Below are 22,034 nucleotides of genomic sequence, written 5' to 3'. Positions count from 1 at the left end.
CGCGGGGGAGACGAACCGCCGCCCCTCCCTCCGCAGAGGGAGGAACTCAAGCGGTACCCGCCGCGATCAGCCCCGTCTCGTACGCGCAGATCACCGCCTGGATCCGGTCCCGCAGCCCCAGCTTCGCCAGTACGTTGCCCACGTGCGACTTCACCGTGTGCTCGCTCACCGTCAGCGCCACCGCGATCTCCGCGTTCGACAGCCCCCGCCCCAGGAGCAGCAGCGTCTCCCGCTCCCGCGCCGTCAGCACCTCCAGCCGGTGCTCCGCCGACGCACCGGAGACGGCCGCCGGACGCGCCGTCGCCGCCGTGTACTCCTCGATCAGCCGCCGCGCCACCGAAGGCGCCAGCAGGGACTCGCCCGCCGCCACCACCCGTACCGCGTGCACCAGATCGTCCCGCCGCACGTCCTTCAGCAGGAACCCGCTCGCCCCCGCGTGCAGCGCCTCGTACACGTACTCGTCCGAGTCGAAGGTCGTCAGCATCACCGTCCGGCAGGAACTGCCCGCCGAGATCCGCCGGCAGGCCTCGATCCCGTCCAGCACCGGCATCCGGATGTCCAGCAGCGCCACGTCCGGCGCCAGCCGCTCCACCGCCGCCACCGCCGCCGCGCCGTCCCCGACCTCCGCCACGACCTCAATGTCGTCCTGGACGTCCAGGATCATCGCGAAGCCGCTGCGCACCAGCTCCTGGTCGTCGGCCACCACCACACGGATCGTCAATTCCCCACCTCCAGCGGCGAGGTTACAAGGACCACGCGCAGCGACCAGCCGACGCCGCCCGCTCCCGGGCCGGCCACCGCCGTACCGCCGTGCGCCGCAGCCCGCTCACGGATCCCGATCAGCCCGTGCCCGCTCCCGTCGCCCTTCCCCGCTCCCGGGCCCCGCCCGTCGTCCGTGACCGTCACCGTCAGGTCCTCGGACCCGTACTCCAGACGTACGTCGACCGACGAGGCGCCCGCGTGCTTGACCACATTGGTCAGCGCCTCCTGCACCACCCGGTGCACCGTCGCCTCCAGCGCGGCCGGCAGCTCGCGCACCGCGCCCGTCCGCTCGTACGAGACCTCGGGCCCGCTCGCCCGTACCCGCTCCAGCAGCGCCGGCAGCCCGGCGATCCCCGGCTGCGGGGCCCGCGGGGCCGCCTCGTCCGTCCGCAGCACCCCCAGCATGGTCCGCAGCTGCGCCATCGCGTCCCGCCCCGTCTCGGCGATCGCCTCGAAGGCCGCCTCCGCCCGGGCGGGGGCCCGGCGCACCGCCACCGGACCCGCCTCCGCCTGCACGATCATGATGCTGACCGCGTGCGAGAGGATGTCGTGCATCTCCCGCGCGATCCGGGCCCGTTCACGGGCCGCCGCCTGCTCGGCCTCGATCCGGTTCGCCCGCTCCAGCTGCGCCGCGCGCGCCTCGACGGCCTCGGTGTAGGCCTGCCGGGTGTGCTGGAGCCGGCCCAGGGCGTAGGCCGCCGCCGAGACGAACAGGGTGAAGAACAGCTCCCGCGCCGTGCCCGTCTCCCAGCCCACCGACAGGGACACCACCCCGGCCGCGGCGATCCCCACGCCGACGCGGACGCGGGCGGTGCACAGCAGCGCCACCGTGTACATGGCGATGAGTCCCGCGTACGGCAACGGCTGCCCCGGCCCGTCGAAGGCCAGCTTGTACACCCCGCCGGCGGCCATGACCGCGGCCAGCGTCAGCACCGGGGCCCGCCGCCGCCAGACCAGCGGGAGCACGGCGAGCGTGGTCATCCCGTACGAGGTCCAGGTGGCGAGCGGCAGATCGGGGGAGCGGGGCACCAGGAACGGCATCGTGACGGCCAGCTGCACGAGCAGCGCCAGCACGAGGTCCTGGCGGCGCGGGTCGGCGCCCCGGACCCGCACCGTCAGGTCGCGTACCAGCCCGCGTATCGGCTCGAGCGTCACCTGCCGCAGCCGGCTCTGACCTCGGCGAGCGCGTCCACCCGGTTGGTGGTGACGGAGTCCACCCCGGCGGCGATCAGCGCGCGCATCGAGCGCTTGGTGTCGGCCGTCCAGGCGGACACCAGCAGACCGTCCCGGTGCAGGGCGTCCGTCAGCTCCCGGTCGACCAGCCCGAAGCGGTAGTTGAGCCAGCGCGGGGACACCGCGTCGATCAGCACCCGGCGCGGCGGCGACAGGGTGGTCCAGGTCAGCGCGATCTCCGCGTCCGGATCGGCGGCGCGCACGGCCAGCATGGTGTCGGGCCCGGCGCAGTAGTACGTACGCTCGCGCGCCCCGCACTCGCGCACCAGGTCGACGACGGTGCGCACCGACTCCGTCGTGGCACCCGGCAGGTCGATCATCAGCCGTCCGGCGCCGGCCCCCGTCAGGGCGTCGCGCAGGGTCGGGACGCCGCCCTGCGTCAGCTCCGTCAACTGCGGCGCGGTGACGGCGTCGAGCCGTACGTCGTGGCCCCACAGCCGCTGGAGGGTCTCGTCGTGGAGGAGGACCGGCACCCCGTCACGGGTCAGCCGTACGTCGATCTCCACCGCGTCCGCTCCGCGGTCGAAGGCGGAGCGGACGGAGGCGAGGGTGTTCTCACGGACACGGTAGGGATCGCCGCGGTGGCCGACGGCGGTAAGGGTGCTCATGCACCCCATTCTCAGGGGCCGACGGGATCAACGGGAGGTCAGCGCGCGAGCCATGCTTCGGTGTAGGCGTCGATCTCCGCGTTCAGCGCGGCCTTGCCGGCCGGGTCCAGGAAGGAGGCCTCGACGGCGTTCTTCGCGAGCTGGGCGAGGCCGCGCTCGTCCAGGTCGAGGAGCCGGGCGGCCACCGCGTACTCGTTGTTGAGGTCGGTGCCGAACATCGGCGGGTCGTCGCTGTTGATGGTGACGAGCACGCCCGCCGCGACCATCTCCTTGACGGGGTGCCGGTCCAGGTCGGTCACCACGCGGGTGGCGATGTTGGAGGTCGGGCAGACCTCCACGGCGATCCGGTGCTCGGCGAGGTAGGCGAGCAGCTCCGGGTCCTGCACGGAACTGGTGCCGTGGCCGATGCGTTCGGCGCCCAGCTCGCGGATGGAGTCCCAGATCGTCTCCGGGCCGGTGCTCTCGCCGGCGTGCGGGACGCTGTGCAGCCCGGCGGCGCGGGCGCGGTCGAAGTACGGCTTGAACTGCGGGCGCGGTACGCCGATCTCCGGGCCGCCCAGGCCGAAGGAGACCAGGCCCTCGGGGCGCAGGTCGACCGCGAGCCGGGCGGTCTCGGCGGCGGCATCCGGGCCGGCCTCGCCGGGGATGTCGAAGCACCAGCGCAGGACGACGCCGAGTTCGGCCTCGGCGGCCTTGCGGGCGTCCTCGATGGCTTCCATGAACGCGTTCTCGTCGATGCCGCGGCGGGTCGAGGAGTAGGGGGTGATGGTCAGTTCGGCGTAACGGATGTTCTGCCGGGCCATGTCGCGGGCCACTTCGAAGGTGAGGTGGCGGACGTCGTCCGGGGTGCGGACCAGGTCGACGACCGACAGGTACACGTCGATGAAGTGGGCGAAGTCGGTGAAGGTGAAGTAGTCGGCCAGCGCCTCGGGGTCGGTCGGGACCTTCGAGTCGGGGTGGCGGGAGGCCAGTTCGGCCACGATGCGGGGGGAGGCGGAACCGACGTGGTGGACATGGAGTTCGGCCTTGGGCAGCCCTTCGATGAAGGGGTGCAGGTCGGGCATGGTGTGCCTCCGGAGAAGACGCGGGTTGCGGTCGGGTCGGCCTCATCGTAGGCAGGCCGGGGCGCTGTCGGCGGCAGCGCTTAGCATGGCTGTACGAGAGGGGGGCGCCACATGACCGACCACAGCCCTGAACCGAGGGACCCGTGGGCGCCGCCCGAGCGGCCCGCGGTGGACCTGGGCAAGGACCGGGGAGCCTCGGCCGCCACGCCGCCTCCCGCAGCCGGCTTCGGCCCCGCACCCGCTCCCGCGGCAGCGGAGCCCCCCGCGCCCGACGCCTCGCCGTACGGGCCGCCCCCGATACCCGCGCCGGAGCCCCCGCCCGCCGTGTACGCGTACCCGGGTCCGCCGCCGCCCGCGCAGCCGGCGTACGCCAGTCATCCGGGCTACCCAGGAGACGCCGGCTACCAGGCGTACCCGGGCTACCCCGCCTACGGGCCGGCCCCGAGCAACGGCTTCGGCATCACCTCGCTCGTCCTCGGCATCCTCTCGATCGTGCTCTGCCCGACCTTCGTGGGGCCGATCGCCCTCGGTATCGCGGCGGTCGTCTTCGGGGCGCTCGGCCAGGGCAAGTCGAACCGGGGCGAGGCGACCAACGGCGGGATGTCCCTCGCGGGCGTCATCCTCGGCTCGGTGGGCATCGTGCTGGGCATCGCCATGACCCTGCTGCTCATCTTCGGCCCCGGCTCGGACGGCTCCGACGGCGACTACTGGGACGAGGACTCCTCCTCGGTCTCCCAGATCCACGCACAGCACTAGGTCCCGTCAGGCCGGGGCGGCCGACAGCAGCGTGGGCACCATGTACTCCCCCTCCGCCCCCGTGCGGGGGACCGGTACCCACACCAGGCCCACCATCCGCGGGCAGTCGCACTCCAGCTCCGGGTCCACCCCGAGCCGCGGCTCCCCGGGCGCGACCTCCACGCGGAAGCAGGCGGTCCACCCCGAGGGGTACGGGGCCTCGTAGGCGTACCGCACCTCCAGGGCGCGCAGCCCCGTCTCCTCGGCCACCTCCCGCCGCACGGCCGCCTCCGGATCCTCCCCGGGCTCCACCCCGCCGCCCGGCAGCGTCCAGTACTCGGCCCCGTCGTGCCGGCCGGAGGGCCCCCTGCCCCGCTCGCGCACCATCAGCACGCTCCCGTCCCGCACGATGACGGCCGCCACCCGCCGCCGCCCGTCCCCGGCGCTCGCCACGTCCCCCGGCCCCGCCCCGGCCGCCCCGGCGCTCACGCGGTTTCCCCGCGCAGCCGCTCCCGGGCCTCCATCAGGGCGAAGCCGAGCAGGTTCAGCCCGCGCCAGCGGGCCGGGTCGAGGGCGCGCTCGTCGTCGGCGGCCAGTCCGATGCCCCAGATCCGGTCCATCGGGCTCGCCTCGACCAGCACCCGCTTCCCGGTGCCGAGCAGGTAGGCCCGCAGCGCCGGGTCGGAGCCGAACTTGTGCACGCTGCCCTCCACGACCAGCGCGAACCGCTCCCGCTGCCACACGGAGTCGTCGAAGCCGCGCACCAGCCGCCCGGCCTTCTTCGCCTCTGCGGGACTGCGCGCCTCCAGCGCCGCGCGCTCCGCCTGCGGGTCCTCGAACAGCCGGGCCTTCCCGGCCATCATCCAGTGCTCGGCCGTGGCGTAGCGGACCTCACCCACAGTGAAGGCGGAGGGCCACCACTGGCTGAGGCAGCTGGGCCCGAGCCGCCCGTCGGGCTGCGGCCGGTGTCCCCAGAACGGCAGGTACTTCACCCGCTCACCACGGCTGACCTGCCCGATCAAGTTGTCGATCATCTCCATGCACGCGAGTCTGGCAGTCACCACTGACACTTCGTACGGGATTTCGGGCGCGCCTCGACACATGGTCGACCGATTCCGTCGCGTAATCAAAAGGCAACAACGGAATCACTTGGCGGAGGAGAAGGCCTCTGTCAGGATCGGCACTCAATTCGAGCTGTAGCTACGGAGAGCGTGAGAGCGTGATGGGTAACCGCTTCCAGGTCAAGGACCGCTTCGCAGACGGCGCGCAGTACATCGACGGCCGGCTCCGGTCCGGCACCTCGGGCCGCTCGTACACCGTGGTCGACCCCGCGACCGGCCAGGAGGTCCTGACCTACGAGCTGGCGGGCACCGCGGACGTGGACGCGGCCGTCGCCGCGGCCAAGCGGGCCTTCCCGGCCTGGTCCGCCGCCACCCCCGGTGAGCGGTCGGACGCCCTGCACCGGCTGGCCGCCGTGCTGGCCGAGCAGGCGGAGGACTTCGCGTACGCCGAGTCCCTCCAGTGCGGGAAGCCGCTGAAGCTGACCACGGAGTTCGACGTACCGGGCACCATCGACAACACCGCCTTCTTCGCGGGGGCGGCCCGCCACCTCCAGGGGCAGGCGGCCGGCGAGTACTCCGGGGACCACACCTCCTACGTGCGCCGCGAGGCGATCGGGGTCGTGGGTTCCATCGCCCCCTGGAACTACCCGCTCCAGATGGCCGCCTGGAAGATCCTCCCGGCCGTCGCCGCGGGCAACACCATCGTGCTCAAGCCCGCCGAGCTGACCCCGCTGACCTCCCTGATGTTCGCCCAGGCGGCCAAGGACGCGGGTCTGCCCGACGGCGTGATCAACATCGTCACCGGCGCCGGACGCGACGCGGGCGAGCACCTGGTCGGCCACCCCGACGTGGTCATGACCTCCTTCACCGGCTCCACCGCCGTCGGCAAGCGGGTCGCGGAGATCGCCACCGCCACCGTCAAGCGGCTCCACCTGGAGCTCGGCGGCAAGGCGCCCTTCCTGGTCTTCGACGACGCCGACCTGGAGGCCGCCGCCCACGGGGCCGTGGCCGCCTCCCTGATCAACACCGGGCAGGACTGCACGGCCGCCACCCGCGCCTACGTCCAGCGCCCCCTGCACGACGCGTTCGTCGCCCGGGTCGCCGAGCTGATGGAGACGGTCCGCCTGGGCGATCCCTTCGCCGCCACCACCGACCTCGGCCCGCTGGTCTCGCACGCCCAGCGCGACCGCGTCGCCGGCTTCGTCGAGCGCGCCCGCGCCTACGCCACCGTCGTCACCGGCGGCGAGGTGCCCGGCGGGGAGCTCGCCCAGGGCGCGTACTACCGGCCCACCCTGATCTCCGGCGCCACCCAGGACAGCGAGGTCGTCCAGTCGGAGATCTTCGGCCCGGTCCTGGTCGTGCTGCCCTTCGACACCGACGACGAGGGCCTGGCGCTGGCCAACGACACCCCGTACGGGCTCGCCGCCTCCGCCTGGAGCCGCGACCTCTACCGGGCGAACCGCGCCACCCGCGAGCTGAAGGCGGGCTGCGTCTGGGTCAACGACCACATTCCGATCATCAGCGAGATGCCGCACGGGGGCTACAAGGCGAGCGGCTTCGGAAAGGACATGAGCGCCTACTCCTTCGAGGAGTACACGCAGGTCAAGCACGTGATGTTCGACAATACGGCGGTCGCCGCGAAGGACTGGCACCGCACGATCTTCGGGGACCGATAGAAGCCAGCCGCCCGACCAGCGGCGCACCCATCCCGAAAGGGCACAGCTCATGGAGCAGTTCGAGCCCGACCGCCTCTCGGCGGCGCAGCTCGCCGCGATGCGGCGCAGTCTCACCAGTGGGCGCGGCGCCCTCACCCGCCGTTCTCTGCTGCGCGCGTCCGGTGCCGGGGCGCTCACCCTCGGGGGCCTGACGGCCCTCACCGCCTGCGGAATCCCGCCGGCCAAGCGTGCGGGCGACACGGCGGTGGCCTCCGACGACCACTCGGACCGGGAGAAGGAGATCGTCTTCTCCAACTGGACCGAGTACATGGACACCAGCGAGGACGAGAAGTCGCGTCCCACGCTGGAGGAGTTCACCAAGCGGACCGGCATCGAGGTCAAGTACACCGAGGACATCAACGACAACGTCGAGTTCTTCGGGAAGATCCGCCCCCAGCTGGCGGCCGGCCAGGACACCGGCCGCGACCTGATCGTGGTCACCGACTGGCTCGCCGCCCGCATCATCCGCCTCGGCTGGGCGCAGAGGCTGGACCCCTCCCACCTGCCGCACGCCTACGCGAACCTCTCCCCGCAGTTCCGCAGCCCCGACTGGGACCCGGGCCGCGCCTACAGCTACCCCTGGACCGGCATCTCCACCGTCATCGCCTACAACTCCAAGGCCACCGAGGGCAGGAAGGTCGACTCGGTCACCCAGCTGCTCGACGACCCCTCCCTCAAGGGCCGGGTCGGCTTCCTGACGGAGATGCGCGACAGCGTCGGCATGACCCTGCTCGATCAGGGCAAGGACCCGGCGAGCTTCACCACGGCAGACTTCGACGGCGCGATCGGCCGGCTCCAGAAGGGCGTGGACACCAAGCAGATACGCCGCTTCACCGGTAACGACTACACCGCCGACCTCGACAAGGGCGACCTCGCGGCCTGCCTGGCCTGGGCGGGCGACGTCATCCAGCTCCAGGCCGGCAACCCCGACATCAAGTACGCCGTCCCGGCCGCCGGTTACATCACCTCCAGCGACAACCTGCTGGTCCCCGCCAAGGCCCGGCACAAGGCCAACGCCGAGAAGCTCCTCGACTACTACTACGAGCTGCCGGTGGCCGCCCAGCTCGCCGCGTTCATCAGCTACGTCTGCCCGGTCGAGGGCGTCAAGGACGAGCTCGCGAAGATCGATCCCGCGCTCGCGGACAACACCCTGATCGTCCCGGACAAGGCTATGACCGCCAAGTCCCACGCCTTCCGCTCCCTCAGCAGCGAGGAAGAGACGGCGTACGAGGAGAAGTTCGCCAAGCTCATCGGAGCCTGACGCACCCTCCTCCCGTCGCACGGCGCCCGGTCCCGCACCTTCCGCGCCCCGTTCCCCCTTCCGACGACACACCACCGAAGGCCCAGGCCCATGACTGACAAGACCGCGAGCGGCGACGTCCGCCTCGCCGGGATCAGCAAGCACTACGGCTCCTTCACCGCAGTGCACCCGCTGGACCTCACCATCCCCCAGGGCTCCTTCTTCGCCCTGCTCGGCGCCTCGGGCTGCGGGAAGACCACCACCCTGCGCATGATCGCCGGCCTGGAGGAGCCCTCCACCGGCACCGTCAGCCTGGGCGAGCGCGAGGTCACCCACCTGCCGCCGTACAAGCGCCCGGTGAACACCGTCTTCCAGAGCTACGCACTGTTCCCGCACCTGAACATCTACGAGAACATCGCCTTCGGGCTGCGCCGCCGCGGCATCAAGTCCGTCAAGAAGCAGGTCGACGACATGCTGGAGCTGGTCCAGCTCGGCCAGTTCGCCCAGCGCAAGCCCCACCAGCTCTCCGGCGGCCAGCAGCAGCGCGTCGCCGTGGGCCGCGCCCTGATCAACCACCCCCAAGTGCTGCTCCTCGACGAGCCGCTCGGCGCCCTCGACCTCAAGCTGCGCCGCCAGATGCAGCTGGAGCTCAAGCGGATCCAGACCGAGGTCGGCATCACCTTCGTGCACGTCACGCACGACCAGGAGGAGGCCATGACGATGGCCGACACGGTCGCGGTGATGAACGGCGGCCGCGTCGAGCAGCTGGGCGCCCCCGCCGAGCTGTACGAGAACCCGAAGACCACCTTCGTCGCCAACTTCCTCGGCACCTCCAACCTCATCGAGGCCTCGGTGGAGTCCGCCGGGTCCGACGTCGTCGTCAAGGCCTCCGGGGCCACGCTGCGGCTGCCCGCCGGCCGGTGTTCGACCACGCCCCGCGCGGGCGGCAAGCTGCTGGTCGGAGTGCGCCCGGAGAAGATCTCCCTCGTCCACGCCGACGAGGAGCACACGGTCGCGGCGGGCCGGAACAAGATCGCGGGCCGGATCGCCGCCTCCTCCTTCATCGGCGTCTCCACCCAGTTCGTGATCGACAGCCCGGTCTGCCCGGAGCTGGAGGTCTACGTCCAGAACATCGAGCGCGACGCCCGCCTGGTCCCCGGCGCCGAGGTCATACTCCACTGGAACCCGGAGCACACCTTCGGCCTGGACGCCGCACAGGACATCGACGCCGGCGTCGAGACCGTCGAGGAGAGCGCGTGAGCGCCACCACCGCGGCCCCGCCCGAGGTCGCCGCCCCCGCGGACCCGCCGGTCCACACGCCCTCGCTGCGCAAGCGCCTGGTCCCGTACTGGCTGCTGCTCCCCGGCATCCTGTGGCTGCTCGTCTTCTTCGTGCTGCCGATGGTCTACCAGGCCTCGACCTCGGTGCAGACCGGCTCCCTCGAAGAGGGCTTCCAGGTCACCTGGCACTTCCGGACGTACTGGGACGCCTTCACCGACTACTACCCGCAGTTCCTGCGCTCCCTGCTCTACGCGGGCACCGCCACCGCGCTGTGCCTGCTGCTGGGGTACCCGCTGGCCTACCTGATCGCCTTCAAGGCGGGCCGCTGGCGAAACCTTTTGCTGGTCCTCGTCGTCGCCCCCTTCTTCACCAGCTTCCTGATCCGCACCCTGGCCTGGAAGACGATCCTGGCCGACGGCGGCCCGGTGGTCGGCGCCCTGAACGCGGTCGGCTTCCTGGACGTCACCAGCTGGCTCGGCATGACCGAGGGGGACCGCGTCCTCGCCACCCCGCTCGCGGTCGTCTGCGGTCTGACGTACAACTTCCTCCCCTTCATGATCCTGCCGCTCTACACCTCGCTGGAGCGCATCGACACCCGCCTCCACGAGGCGGCCGGTGACCTCTACGCCCGCCCCGCCACGGTCTTCCGCAAGGTGACCTTCCCGCTCTCGATGCCGGGCGTGGTCTCCGGGACCCTGCTGACCTTCATCCCGGCCAGCGGCGACTACGTCAACGCGGAGCTGCTCGGCTCCACGGACACCCGGATGATCGGCAACGTCATCCAGTCGCAGTACCTGCGCATCCTCGACTACCCGACGGCGGCCGCGCTGTCCTTCATCCTCATGGCCATCGTGCTGATCATGGTCACCATCTACATCCGCCGAGCGGGGACGGAGGACCTGGTCTGATGGACAAGCTTCTTGGCTGGCTCCGCCGCAACCTCGTCGTCATCGCGGGACTGGGCACGCTCGCGTACCTGATCCTGCCGAACGTCGTCGTGACGGTCTTCTCCTTCAACAACCCCACCGGGCGCTTCAACTACGCCTGGCAGGAGTTCTCCCTCGACGCCTGGAAGGACCCCTGCGGGGTCGCCGACCTGTGCGGTTCCCTGTCGCTCTCCCTCCAGATCGCCCTGTGGGCGACGATCGGGGCGACGGTCCTGGGCACGGCCATAGCCTTCGCGATGGTCCGCTACCGGTTCCGGGGGCGCGGCGCGGTCAACTCGCTGATCTTCCTGCCGATGGCCATGCCCGAGATCGTGATGGCCGCGTCCCTGCTCGCCCTGTTCCTCAACATGGGCATCCAGCTGGGCTTCTGGACCATCCTCATCGCGCACGTCATGTTCTGCCTCAGCTTCGTCGTCGCCGCCGTCAAGGCGCGCGTCCTGTCGATGGACCCGAGGCTGGAGGAGGCCGCCCGCGACCTGTACGCCGGACCTGTGCAGACCTTCCTGCGGGTCACCCTGCCGATCGCGGCCCCCGGCATCGCGGCGGGCGCGCTGCTGTCCTTCGCGCTCTCCTTCGACGACTTCATCATCACCAACTTCAACTCGGGCAACACCGTCACCTTCCCCATGTTCGTGTGGGGCTCGGCCCAGCGCGGTACGCCCGTGCAGATCAACGTCATCGGCACGGCGATGTTCGTCATCGCGGTGCTGGTGGTCCTGGCCGGCCAGATGGTCGGCAACCGCCGCAAGAAGGCGCAGCCGAAGTAGGTCCACGGCCGCGCTGTCCGTCATCAGTTCCGTAGGGAGTTGGAAGCCATGGCCCCAGTCGCCATGCGTAGTGTTGCGAATTCACTTTCCGAAGCGAAGCCGGTCTCGTACTGGCTGGACGACCCCGGCAAGCCCGCCGCCCAGCCGGCGCTCACCTCCGACGAGCGGTGCGACCTGCTCGTCGTGGGCGGCGGCTACAGCGGCCTGTGGACCGCGCTCATCGCCAAGGAGCGCGACCCCGGCCGGGACGTGGTCCTGATCGAGAGCAAGGAGGCGGGCTGGGCCGCCTCCGGCAGGAACGGCGGCTTCTGCGCCGCCTCCCTCACCCACGGGCTCGCCAACGGCATGGCCCGCTGGCCCGGGGAACTCGCGAAGCTGGAGGAGATGGGCGCCCGCAACCTCGACGAGATCGAGGCGGCGGTCGCCCGCTACGGCATCGACTGCGACTTCGAACGCACCGGCGAGATCGACGTCGCCACCGAACCCCACCAGGTCGAGGAGCTGCGCGAACTCCACGAGGAGGCCAAGGCGCTCGGCCTCGCGGACGGCTCCGAATGGCTGGACCAGGACGCCGTGCGCCGCGAGGTCGACTCGCCGACCTTCCTCGCGGGCCTGTGGGACCGCGACGGCGTCGCCATGCTCAACCCGGCGAAGCTGGCCTGGGGCCTCAAGCAGGCCTGCCTGGACCTGGGCGTACGCATCTACGAGAACACCCGCGGCCTGAAGATGTCCTCGGTCGGCGCCGGGATGGCCGTCACCACCCCGTACGGCACGATCCTCGCCCGCCGGGTCGCGCTGGGCACCAACATCTTCCCCTCGCTGGTCAAGCGCATCCGCCCGTTCACGGTCCCCGTGTACGACTACGCGCTGATGACCGAGCCGCTGAGCGAGGAGCAGCTCGCCGCGATCGGCTGGAAGAACCGGCAGGGCCTGGGCGACAGCGCCAACCAGTTCCACTACTTCCGCATCACCCCGGAGAACCGGATCCTGTGGGGCGGCTACGACGCGATCTACCCCTACCGGGGCAAGCTCGACTCCGAGTACGACCACCGCCCCGAGACCTACCTGAAGCTCGCGGAGCACTTCTTCACCGCCTTCCCGCAGCTGGAGGGGCTGAAGTTCAGCCACGCCTGGGGCGGCGCCATCGACACCTGCTCGCGCTTCTCCGCCTTCTTCGGCACGGCCCACTCCGGCAGGGTCGCCTACGCGGCCGGCTACACCGGGCTCGGCGTCGGCGCCACCCGCTTCGGGGCCGACGTGATGCTGGACCTCCTCGACGGGGTGCGCAGCGAGCGCACCCGGCTGGAGATGGTGAAGTCCAAGCCGATGCCGTTCCCGCCGGAGCCCTTCGCCTGGACCGGGATCACCCTCACCAAGTGGTCGCTGGCCCGCTCCGACGCCCACGGAGGCCGCCGCAACCTGTGGCTGCGCACCCTGGACCGCCTCGGCCTCGGCTTCGACAGCTGACGCCCCGCCGCGCGCTCCGGCGCACACCGGTCGCCGTCCCGTGACCCGGTTCACCTCCATGGCGCAACGGAACCCGCGTCATAGTGCCGCCCGGCCCCGCTCTCTCCCGGTGAGAACCCTTCACCGACACGAGACGAACGGAGGCCGGGCGATGACGTTCCCGGGGGCCAGGAAGACGGCAGTGGAATGGCTGGTATCGGTGGCGCCGGATCCCGTCGCCTGCCGGTGGGCGTGGGAGCGCAACCCCCTAGGGGTGGCCCTCCTGCCCGCCGGCCGGCGCTGGGACGTGCTGATCCTCCCGGGGGAGCTGGGGCGGGCCGCCCTCGAAGTGCTCCGCCTGCTCACGGAGCGACCCGGCCCGGTCCTCTCCGACTTCGCGGACGCCCGGCTGGGCTTCTTCGTACCCGCGGGCACGGCGTCGGGCTGGATCGGCACGGGCGTACGGGGAGCCGGGCGCGGTAGCTGGGTCGTGGTCCCGTACCCCGGCCGGGCCACGGGCGGGGTGCGCTGGCTGGTGCTCCCGGACGGCGCGGGCACCCTCACGGACCCGGCGGTCCTGGAGCTCGCGATGCACGAGGCCGCCGTACAGGTGCTGGAGGCGGGGGGCCGGACACCTTGACAACGGGATTGGTCTGGACCATCTTGGGCGCCGCTGCTCCTTCACCAGCGGCCTGGCTCCATCCCCCCATGTTCCGGAGGCAGTTGTGCGCAGAGCCATGTCCCTCCTCACCGCCGGCGCCCTCGCCCTGGCCGGTCTCCTCACCGCCGGACCCCCCGCTGCCGCAGCCGACGCCGACCTCGTCCGCAACGGCGGCTTCGAGACCGGCCTCGACGGCTGGAGCTGCTCCGGCGGCTCCGGAGCCGCCGTCGGCACCCCCGTCCACAGCGGCACTTCCGCCCTCAGGGCCACCCCGGCCGGCCAGGACAACGCCCGCTGCTCCCAGAGCGTCACCGTCAAGCCCGACTCCACCTACACCCTCGCCGCCTGGGTGCAGGGCGCCTACGTCTACCTCGGCGCGAGCGGCACCGGCACCACCGACGTCTCCACCTGGACCCAGACCCCGGGCACCTGGAAGCAGCTCACCACGAGCTTCCGCACCGGCCCGGCCACCACCTCGGTCACCGTCTTCACCCACGGCTGGTACGGGCAGCCCGCCCACCTCACCGACGACCTCACCCTCGTCGGCCCCGACCCCGGCGGCCCCGGCCAGCCCCAGCCCCCGGCCGCCCCCACCGGCCTGACGGCGTCCGCGACCTCCTCCACCGAGGCGGCCCTCAGCTGGGCGGCGACCGCCGGCGCCACCTCGTACAAGCTCTACCGGGACGGCGCCGCACCCCAGAGCGGCGCCGCCACCTCGGCGACCGTCACCGGCCTCACCGCCTCCACCACCTACACCTTCCAGGTCAGCGCCGTGAACGCGGCGGGGGAGTCCCCCAGGAGCACGCCGGTCTCCCTCACCACCCCCTCCGGCGGCGGCACCCCGGGCCACCCGGGCCTGCCCGCCCACGCCCTCGTCGGCTACCTCCACAGCAGCTTCGCCAACGGCTCCGGCTACGTCCGGATGGCCGACGTCCCCGCCTCATGGGACGTGGTCAACCTCGCCTTCGGCGAACCGACCTCCGTCACCTCCGGCGACATCCGCTTCCAGCTCTGCCCGGTCACCGAGTGCCCGAACGTGGAGAGCCCCGCCGAGTTCAAGGCCGCGATCAAGGCCAGACAGGCGGCCGGCAAGAAGGTCCTGATCTCGATCGGCGGCCAGAACGGCCAGGTCCAGCTCGCGAGCACGGCCGCCCGCGACACCTTCGTCTCCTCCGTCAGCCGGATCATCGACGAGTACGGCCTCGACGGCCTCGACATCGACTTCGAGGGCCACTCCCTCTCCCTCGCGACCGGCGACACCGACTTCCGCGCCCCCACCACCCCGGTCATCGTCAACCTGATCTCCGCCGTGAAGACCCTCAAGGCCCGCTACGGCCAGGGCTTCGTCCTGACCATGGCCCCCGAGACCTTCTTCGTCCAGCTCGGCCACCAGTACTACGGCTCAGGCCCCTGGGGTGGCCAGGACCCGCGCGCCGGCGCCTACCTGCCCGTCATCCACGCCCTGCGCGAGGACCTGACCCTGCTCCACGTCCAGGACTACAACTCCGGCCCGGTCATGGGCCTCGACGGCCAGTACCACTCCATGGGCGGCGCCGACTTCCACATCGCCATGACCGACATGCTGCTCACCGGCTTCCCGGTCGCGGGAAACACCGCCCGCGTCTTCCCGCCCCTGCGCCCGGACCAGGTCGCCATCGGCCTCCCGGCCACCACCGACGCCGGCAACGGCCACACCGCCCCGGCCGAGGTGACCAAGGCCCTGGACTGCCTGACGAAGAAGACGAACTGCGGCACCTATCGGACCCACGGCACCTGGCCCGCCCTGCGCGGCCTGATGACCTGGTCGGTCAACTGGGACCGCTTCGGCGGCTGGGAGTTCTCCCGGAACTTCGACCGGTACTACGGCAGGACCGGCTGACCGCGATCAGCAGCGGTGTGCACAGCAGGAGACTGCCCAGCACGTCCAGGGGCCAGTGGAAACCCCGTACGACCAGCCCGAAGGCCGTCGCCCCCGTCAGGACGAGGGCGGCGGCCCCCGGCCACCTGCGACGGGTGCGCGAGGCCGAGGTGACGAGCAGGGCCGCGCAGCCGTAGGCGACGAAGGCGGTGGCCGTGTGGCCCGAGGGGAAGTAGCCGGCGGCCCAGGGCTCCAGGGGGCCCGGGCGGGCGGTCCACTCCTTCAGGGGGACGACCAGCGCCGGGACCAGGGCCATCGCCAGGCCGGCGGCCAGCGCGCCGCGCCCCCGGCCGCGCCGGGCGGCGTAGAACATCGCCGCCGCGAGGACGGGCACTGCGACCAGGACGCCGCCGAGGTCCGCGAGGGGCTCGGTGACCGTGTCGGGGAGGGCGCGCACGAGGGCGCGGCTCAGCGCGCGGTCCGGGGACAGCGACGGCCCCGACACCAGGACCTGCCAGGTGATCAGGGCGAAGAGGAGCGGGCAGAGGACCGCGGCCGCGAGGAGGAGAGTGGCCGGCCGTCCCGGAACAGGGGGGATGGTTCCGGGACGGCCGCCCGGATCGGGTTGCCGTGCGCCCCGGGGGGTTTGGGGCGAACGGCCGTCCGATCGGCGAGGAGTGTGCGCGAACGCATGCCCAGTACGGCGCTGGGGAAGCCCGGTACCGGTGTCGCCCCCGGTTGCCCGGGAACGGTCTGTCTCACTCATCTGCAGAAACCGTACGCCAACGGAAGGGGGGCCGACAGCGGGAACGCGCTCCCGCCATCGGCCCCCCACACGTTCTTCACAGCGCCCGCCCGTTACCGCCGGTACCGGGCGGGCGCTGCGATCGGACGTTCTAGACGTTCGATCAGATGGCCGCGAAAGCGGCCTCGATGACGTCCAGGCCCTCGTTCAGCAGGTCCTCGCCGATGACGATCGGCGGGAGGAAGCGGAGCACGTTGCCGTAGGTGCCACAGGTGAGGACGAGCACGCCCTCGGCGTGGCAGGCCTTGGCGAGCGCGGAGGCCGCCTCCGGGAACGGGGTCTTGGAGACCGGGTCCTTGACGAGCTCGATCGCGATCATCGCGCCGCGGCCGCGGATGTCGCCGATGATGTCGTACTTCTCCTGCATGGCCGTCAGGCGGGCCTTCATGAGGGACTCGATCTTCTTCGCCGCGGCGTTGAGGTCGAGCTCCTTCATCGTCTCGATGGAACCGAGCGCACCGGCGCACGCCACCGGGTTGCCGCCGTAGGTGCCGCCCAGGCCACCCGCGTGGGCGGAGTCCATGATCTCGGCGCGGCCCGTCACGGCGGCGAGCGGCAGACCGCCCGCGATGCCCTTGGCGGTGGTGATCAGGTCCGGGACGATGCCCTCGTCCTCACACGCGAACCACTGGCCGGTACGGCAGAAGCCCGACTGGATCTCGTCGGCGACGAAGACGATGCCGTTGTCGTTGGCGAACTTCACGATCGCCGGCAGGAAGCCCTTGGCCGGCTCGATGAAGCCGCCTTCGCCGAGGACCGGCTCGATGATGATCGCGGCGACGTTGTCGGCGCCGATCTGCTTGGTGATCTGGTCGATCGCCTGGGCGGCGGCCTCGGGACCGCAGTTCTCGGCGCCGGTGGGCCAGCGGTAGCCGTAGGCGACCGGGACGCGGTAGACCTCGGGCGCGAACGGCCCGAAGCCCTGCTTGTACGGCATGTTCTTCGAGGTCAGCGCCATCGTGAGGTTCGTGCGGCCGTGGTAGCCGTGGTCGAAGACGACGACGGCCTGGCGCTTGGTGTACGAACGGGCGATCTTGACGGCGTTCTCGACGGCCTCGGCGCCGGAGTTGAACAGGGCCGACTTCTTCGCGTGGTCGCCCGGGGTCAGCTCGGCGAGGGCCTCGCAGACCTCGACGTAGCCCTCGTAGGGGGTGACCATGAAGCAGGTGTGCGTGAAGTCGGCGAGCTGCGCGGAGGCGCGGCGCACGACGGCCTCGGCGGAGGCGCCGACCGAGGTCACGGCAATGCCGGAACCGAAGTCGATCAGGCGGTTGCCGTCGACGTCCTCGATGATGCCGCCGCCCGCGCGGGCCGTGAAGACGGGGAGCACGGAGCCCACGCCACCGGCCACCACGCCGAGACGACGGGCCTGCAGCTCCTGCGACTTGGGGCCGGGGATCGCGGTGACGATGCGGCGCTCCTGCGGGACAGCGGTCATAGAGGGCTCCTGGGGGGTGTTTTCGGACGCACTTGTGTCTTTGTCCGCAGGCTAGGCCCGGGGGAGGGGGTAAGGCATGCTCCGTTCGGGAGTGGTCCCGGCGTGTCCTTGTCCGTGACGGCCATAGGAAGGACGCGGGACGCGAGTTGTGGATCATGCGGGGGTACGGGTCGCGGGGCGGTGGCGGCCACTAGATTGAGCGGCGCGCGGGGCGCGGCGTACGACAGGGAACGGGCAGGGGGCAGGGGTTCATGGACACCGACGGGACGCGAGGCCACGACCAGGGGCAGGGTCACGGCACCTACGGCGGACCGCCCGACGCGGCGGTCGCCGGACCCCAGGTGCCGCGACCGGCCGGGCCGCCGCCGATGCCGCCCCGACCGCCCGTGGCGCCGCCGGGACCGCCCGCCCACGCCCCGGGCGTGGGGAACGGGGCAGGGGCAGCGGCTCCGCCGTCCGCCGGGTCGCAGTTCGTGGCCTGGCTGCGCACCCCCCGCCCGGCGGCGGAGCCGGGCATCTGGCGCTTCGCCTACCAGCCGGTCCTGCCGAAGCCCGTCGGCGCCGATCGCGCGGTGCTGACCCGGGTCGTCATCGCCTTCCTCGTCTACTTCGTGTGCTGGCAGCTCTTCCTCGACGGCAACCTGCCCTTCCTCGGCAGCCCCCTCTACTTCTTCACCCCCGACGCCTGGTGGACCGGCGATCTCACGCCCGCCCCGAAGGACCACCGGGGCATGGCGGCCCTCGAGCTCTACGAGTTGCTGGTCACCGTCGGCATGTTCCTCGGGTTCGCCAAGGTCGGTGGCTGGCGGGCCGCCTTCGACCGCCTGATCGCCGACCGCGGTCCGTGGTATCGGGCCCTGGGCGCGGCCGTCGGGGCCTTCGTGGTGGTGCTGCTGATCGACAGCGAGACCCTCTCGGTCTACCCGCTGGCCTTCGGGCACCTGCCGTACGCCGAGCTCGGCAGCACGGCCAGCACGGTGGTCACGTATCTCCTCTACGCCCTCATCTACCTCCCGGTCCTCCTCGTCTTCGCCCGCCTCGGCGGCTGGGCACCGTTGCTGGCGGGCCTCTTCGCCCCGGCCGGACCTCCTGCGGCCGAAGTCCCCACCGTGGTACCGGGCAGCCCGCAGGACCCGGTCGGCTGGCCGCAGCTGCGTGCCGCCGGGCTGGGAGAGGCTGCGGACCGGCTGGCCGCCGAGGCGGAAGCGGGCCGCATGAACGACGTCGACCTCGCACGGATCCGCCGTGCCTGGGCTTCCGTACGGGCCGATCCCTCCCGCGGCACCGCCTTCGCCTCAGCCGTGCGGGACAAGGGCGCGGGGGCCTGCGGGCACCCCTCGGGCGCCCGCGACCTGCCCGCGCGCACGGCCCGCCACGACCTGGCTGTCGCGCAGGTCCGCCTGGGCCGCGTCGCCGATACCGCGCCCAACCCCGACGAACGGCGCGGGACCGCAATGGCCCTCGACCCCGGGGTTCTCGGTACCTCGCTGCTCGCCGTCGGCCCCTCGGGCGCCGGCAAGACCAGCCTGCTCATCCGGCCGGTGGTGGAATCGCTGGCCCTCCAGGCCCTCGCCGGGGAAGCGGCCCTGATCGCCGTCGGCGGCGTCGGGGCCAGGCTCGGCCCTGACGAGGCCTACGACATCGTGGTCCGTCCCGGCGATCCCGCGTCCGTCCACGACCTCGACCTCTACGGCGGTACGGCCGACCCCGACGAGGCTGCCTCGCTGCTCGCCGAAGCCTTCGTCGGGGACCTGCCGGGACTCGACGTGCGCCGCGCTGCCACAGCCCTCGCCCAGCTCCTCGGCCCCTTCCGGGCCGCGTACGGCCGCTTCCCCGCCGTGCCCGAGCTGCGTGCCCTGCTCGACCTGCTGCCCGCCGCCGTCGGTGCGCTGCGCCAGGAGCTGGAGGCGACGGGGCAGCAGTCCATGCTGCGCGAGCTCGACGCCCGCGCCCGCCATCACGGCGGCCACGGCGACCCGGGGGCAGCCCTGGCAGACCGGGTGGCGCTGCTCGACCGGCCTGCCTTCCACGGGTTCTTCGACACCAGCGGAACCGGGCGCCCCTTCTCCTTGCGCGCCCTTGAACATCCCGTCCGGGTCCGCGTGGACCTGCCCGAGCGAGGCCACCCCGATGCCTCCCGTCTGCTGGCACGGCTTCTGCTCGCACAGTTCACCGCATCCGCGGCGGCCCGTACGGACCGCTCCCTCTTCGCCTTCCTCGCCCTCGACGACGCCTCGCACACCCTCACTCCCGAGGCCGTGCGTGGCGTGCAGCGGTTGCGCTCGGCGAACGCCGGTGTCCTGCTGGCGTTGCGTTCCCTGGACGACGTACCCGAAGCGCTGCGTACCCCGCTGCTCGGGGCGGTCGGCTGCCGGATGGCCTTCTCCGGTGTCACCACCTGGGACGGCAAGTGGTTCGCCGACGCCTGGGGCACCGAACTGGTCGAGACGCGGGACGTCACCAGCAGGGCCGTCTACGCCGACCGGCCCTTCACCCGGGTCGTGCACATGGTGCGCAAGCTGATCACCGGCAAGGCGGTCAGCACCGACGCGGTCACGGTCCGGCAGGTGGAGCGCGAACGGTGGTCGGCCTCGGCCCTCGCCAACACCGTGCCGCCGGGGCACGCGGTGCTCTCCCTGACGTCCGTGCGCGGGGAGCAGGTCGCCCCCCTGCTGCTCCGGCTGGCCGGGACGAGCTGAGGGGATTCGTACGGGGTGGCAGAATCGGGAGGGGCCGTTCATACGACACGGCGAAATGCGCGCAGCCCGGTCCCGTTTCCTTCTTCTCGCTCTGTTCTGCTCCTCTCCCCGCGTTAGGCCCCTGGTACCCGATGCCGCTCACCCTTGCCTCGCTCGTCCAGCACTCGGCGCTCAAGCTCAGCGTCCGGGCCGGGGAGAGCCGCCTCGACACCCCCGTGCGCTGGGCGCACGTCAGCGAGCTCGCGGACCCCGTCCCGTACATGGAGGGCGGCGAGCTGCTGCTCGTCACGGCGATGAAGCTGGACGCGGAGGACCCCGAGGAGATGCGCCGTTACGTACGGCGCCTCGCGGCCGCCGGGGTCGTCGGCATCGGCTTCGCCGTCGGAGTCAACTACGAGGCGATCCCCGACGCGCTGGTCGAAGCCGCGCGCGAGGAGGACCTGCCGCTGCTGGAGGTGCCCCGGCGGACCCCGTTCCTCGCCATCAGCAAGGCCGTCTCCGCCGCGCTCGCCGCCGACCAGTACCGGGCCGTGACGGCCGGCTTCGAGGCGCAGCGGGAGCTGACCCGGGCCGCGCTGTCCGCCGACGGGCCGGCCGACCTGCTGGCGAAGCTCGCGGCCCACGTGCACGGCTGGGCCGCGCTCTACGACACCTCGGGCGCCGTCGTCGCCGCCGCCCCCGACTGGGCGGCGCGCCGGGCCGCCCGGCTCACCCCGGACGTGGAGCGGCTACGGGAGCGGCCCGCGCCCGCGAGCGCGGTGGTCGGCGGCTCCGAGGACCGGGTCGAGCTCCAGTCGCTCGGCACCGGGCGGCGGGCGCGCGGCGCCCTGGCCGTGGGGACCGGCGCCCCCCTGGGCACCGCCGAGCGGTACGCGGTGCACTCCGCCGTCGCCCTGCTGACCCTGACCACGGAGCGTTCGCGCGCCCTGCACGACGCGGAGTCCCGGCTGGGGGCGGCCGTGCTGCGGATGCTGCTCGAGGGGCAGGCGGAGCACGCCCGGGCCGTGGCGGGCGACCTGTACGGGGGGCTGCTGGAGGAGCCGTTCCGGATCATCGTCGCCGAGCCGGCCCTGCCGGGCACCGCCCAGCCGGAGGGGCTGGCACTGCTCGCCGACGCCGTGGAGTCGGCGGCGGCCCGCACGGGGGAGACCCTGCTGGTGGTGCCGGAGCCCGGGCGGCTGGTGGTCCTCGCCGCCGACGGGGGCTCCGCCGTACAGGCCTGCGCCGACCACGCCGAGGCGCTGGAGTCCCGGCGCGGCCGGGAGGCGACCGGCCCGGAGCCCGACGAACTGGTGGTGGGGCTGTCGGCGGCGGCCGGCCCGGCGGGAGTGGCCGCCGCCTTCAAACAGGCCGACCAGGCCCTGGCCGTGGCCCGGCGCCGCGGCCGGCCGCTGGTCGAGCACGAGGACCTGGCGGCCGGGTCGGTCCTGCCGCTGCTCGCCGACGACGCCGTACGGGCCTTCGCGGACGGCACCCTGCGGGCCCTGCGGGAGCACGACGCGACCGGCCGCGGCGACCTGGTGGCCTCCCTCCAGGCCTGGCTCTCCCGGCACGGGCAGTGGGACGCGGCGGCCGCCGACCTGGGCGTCCACCGGCACACGCTGCGCTACCGGATGAAGCGCGTCGAGGAGATCCTCGGCCGCTCCCTGGACGACCCGGACGTCCGCATGGAGCTCTGGCTCGCCCTGAAGGCCGCCGGAACCACGCCGTAGCC

19 protein-coding genes are annotated in these 22,034 nt (G+C 72.4%); 11 read left to right on the top strand and 8 right to left on the bottom strand.

Annotation, left to right across the window (positions count from 1 at the left end; translation table 11 throughout):
* Positions 1-46: 46 nt before the first annotated feature.
* From OOK31_RS09135 to OOK31_RS09120, 4 genes are all read right to left on the bottom strand, one after another.
* Positions 47-721, bottom strand: coding sequence for a response regulator transcription factor (locus OOK31_RS09135; RefSeq protein WP_267011934.1), 675 nt, complete (start codon positions 719-721; stop codon positions 47-49).
* Positions 718-1,803: a sensor histidine kinase gene (locus tag OOK31_RS09130; RefSeq protein WP_267012822.1), complete on the bottom strand. Its 1,086-nt coding sequence runs from the start codon at positions 1,801-1,803 to the stop codon at positions 718-720. The genes OOK31_RS09135 and OOK31_RS09130 overlap by 4 nt, the downstream gene beginning before the upstream one ends.
* 110 nt (positions 1,804-1,913) lie before the next feature.
* Positions 1,914-2,612 carry a glycerophosphodiester phosphodiesterase gene (locus OOK31_RS09125; RefSeq protein WP_267011933.1) on the bottom strand — a complete coding sequence of 233 codons (699 nt, stop codon included), beginning with the start codon at positions 2,610-2,612 and terminating at the stop codon, positions 1,914-1,916.
* 29 nt (positions 2,613-2,641) lie between these two features.
* On the bottom strand, positions 2,642-3,667 hold the full coding sequence (locus OOK31_RS09120; protein ID WP_267011932.1) for an adenosine deaminase: 1,026 nt from the start codon (positions 3,665-3,667) through the stop codon (positions 2,642-2,644).
* Between the two features lie 111 nt (positions 3,668-3,778).
* Between OOK31_RS09120 and OOK31_RS09115 the strand changes: the two genes are divergently transcribed.
* Positions 3,779-4,423: a DUF4190 domain-containing protein gene (locus OOK31_RS09115; RefSeq protein ID WP_267011931.1), complete on the top strand. Its 645-nt coding sequence runs from the start codon at positions 3,779-3,781 to the stop codon at positions 4,421-4,423.
* 6 nt (positions 4,424-4,429) lie between these two features.
* Here the strand turns inward: OOK31_RS09115 and OOK31_RS09110 are convergent, their stop codons facing one another.
* Together OOK31_RS09110 and OOK31_RS09105 are read right to left on the bottom strand one after the other, a co-directional pair.
* Positions 4,430-4,891 (bottom strand): NUDIX hydrolase, encoded by a 462-nt coding sequence (locus tag OOK31_RS09110; protein ID WP_267011930.1) that lies wholly within the window; start codon positions 4,889-4,891, stop codon positions 4,430-4,432.
* Positions 4,888-5,442, bottom strand: a complete 555-nt coding sequence (locus OOK31_RS09105; RefSeq protein ID WP_267011929.1) for an NADAR family protein — start codon at positions 5,440-5,442, stop codon at positions 4,888-4,890. Before OOK31_RS09105 ends, OOK31_RS09110 begins: the two co-directional genes overlap by 4 nt.
* A 182-nt stretch (positions 5,443-5,624) precedes the next feature.
* On the opposite strand from OOK31_RS09105, the gene OOK31_RS09100 reads away from it, so the two are divergent.
* The 8 genes from OOK31_RS09100 (at position 5,625) to OOK31_RS09065 (ending at position 15,399) form a co-directional block, all read left to right on the top strand.
* Entirely contained in the window at positions 5,625-7,139 is a 1,515-nt protein-coding gene (locus OOK31_RS09100) for a gamma-aminobutyraldehyde dehydrogenase (protein WP_267012821.1), read from the top strand.
* 49 nt (positions 7,140-7,188) lie between these two features.
* Positions 7,189-8,439, top strand: coding sequence for a spermidine/putrescine ABC transporter substrate-binding protein (locus tag OOK31_RS09095; RefSeq protein WP_267011928.1), 1,251 nt, complete (start codon positions 7,189-7,191; stop codon positions 8,437-8,439).
* A 90-nt stretch (positions 8,440-8,529) separates the two neighbouring features.
* On the top strand, positions 8,530-9,678 hold the full coding sequence (locus tag OOK31_RS09090; RefSeq protein WP_267011927.1) for an ABC transporter ATP-binding protein: 1,149 nt from the start codon (positions 8,530-8,532) through the stop codon (positions 9,676-9,678).
* Positions 9,675-10,607 carry an ABC transporter permease gene (locus OOK31_RS09085; RefSeq protein ID WP_267011926.1) on the top strand — a complete coding sequence of 311 codons (933 nt, stop codon included), beginning with the start codon at positions 9,675-9,677 and terminating at the stop codon, positions 10,605-10,607. The genes OOK31_RS09090 and OOK31_RS09085 overlap by 4 nt, the downstream gene beginning before the upstream one ends.
* A complete protein-coding gene (locus OOK31_RS09080; RefSeq protein ID WP_267011925.1) occupies positions 10,607-11,413 on the top strand; it encodes an ABC transporter permease in 807 nt (268 codons plus the stop codon). The genes OOK31_RS09085 and OOK31_RS09080 overlap by 1 nt, the downstream gene beginning before the upstream one ends.
* 48 nt (positions 11,414-11,461) lie before the next feature.
* Entirely contained in the window at positions 11,462-12,880 is a 1,419-nt protein-coding gene (locus OOK31_RS09075) for an FAD-binding oxidoreductase (RefSeq protein WP_267011924.1), read from the top strand.
* Between the two features lie 151 nt (positions 12,881-13,031).
* Positions 13,032-13,499, top strand: a complete 468-nt coding sequence (locus OOK31_RS09070; RefSeq protein WP_267011923.1) for a hypothetical protein — start codon at positions 13,032-13,034, stop codon at positions 13,497-13,499.
* 97 nt (positions 13,500-13,596) lie between these two features.
* A complete protein-coding gene (locus OOK31_RS09065) occupies positions 13,597-15,399 on the top strand; it encodes a chitinase (protein WP_267012820.1) in 1,803 nt (600 codons plus the stop codon).
* On the opposite strand, the gene OOK31_RS09060 is transcribed toward OOK31_RS09065, so the two are convergent.
* Both OOK31_RS09060 and gabT read right to left on the bottom strand, forming a co-directional pair.
* Positions 15,329-15,883 (bottom strand): phosphatase PAP2 family protein, encoded by a 555-nt coding sequence (locus OOK31_RS09060; RefSeq protein ID WP_323188199.1) that lies wholly within the window; start codon positions 15,881-15,883, stop codon positions 15,329-15,331. The genes OOK31_RS09065 and OOK31_RS09060 overlap by 71 nt on opposite strands.
* Before the next feature lie 403 nt (positions 15,884-16,286).
* Positions 16,287-17,621: a 4-aminobutyrate--2-oxoglutarate transaminase gene (gene gabT / locus OOK31_RS09055; RefSeq protein WP_267011921.1), complete on the bottom strand. Its 1,335-nt coding sequence runs from the start codon at positions 17,619-17,621 to the stop codon at positions 16,287-16,289.
* A 251-nt stretch (positions 17,622-17,872) separates the two neighbouring features.
* On the opposite strand from gabT, the gene OOK31_RS09050 reads away from it, so the two are divergent.
* Complete coding sequence (locus OOK31_RS09050) at positions 17,873-20,320, top strand: ATP/GTP-binding protein (protein WP_267011920.1); 2,448 nt, start codon at positions 17,873-17,875, stop codon at positions 20,318-20,320.
* Positions 20,321-20,451: 131 nt separating this feature from the next.
* The gene (locus OOK31_RS09045; RefSeq protein WP_267011919.1) at positions 20,452-22,032 is read left to right on the top strand and encodes a PucR family transcriptional regulator; all 1,581 of its coding nucleotides are present in this window, start codon (positions 20,452-20,454) and stop codon (positions 22,030-22,032) included.
* The last annotated feature ends 2 nt before the right edge of the window (positions 22,033-22,034 follow it).

Source organism: Streptomyces sp. NBC_00249 (assembly GCF_026342355.1).
GTDB lineage: Bacteria > Actinomycetota > Actinomycetes > Streptomycetales > Streptomycetaceae > Streptomyces.
This window is presented reverse-complemented; position numbering and strand designations above follow the sequence as displayed.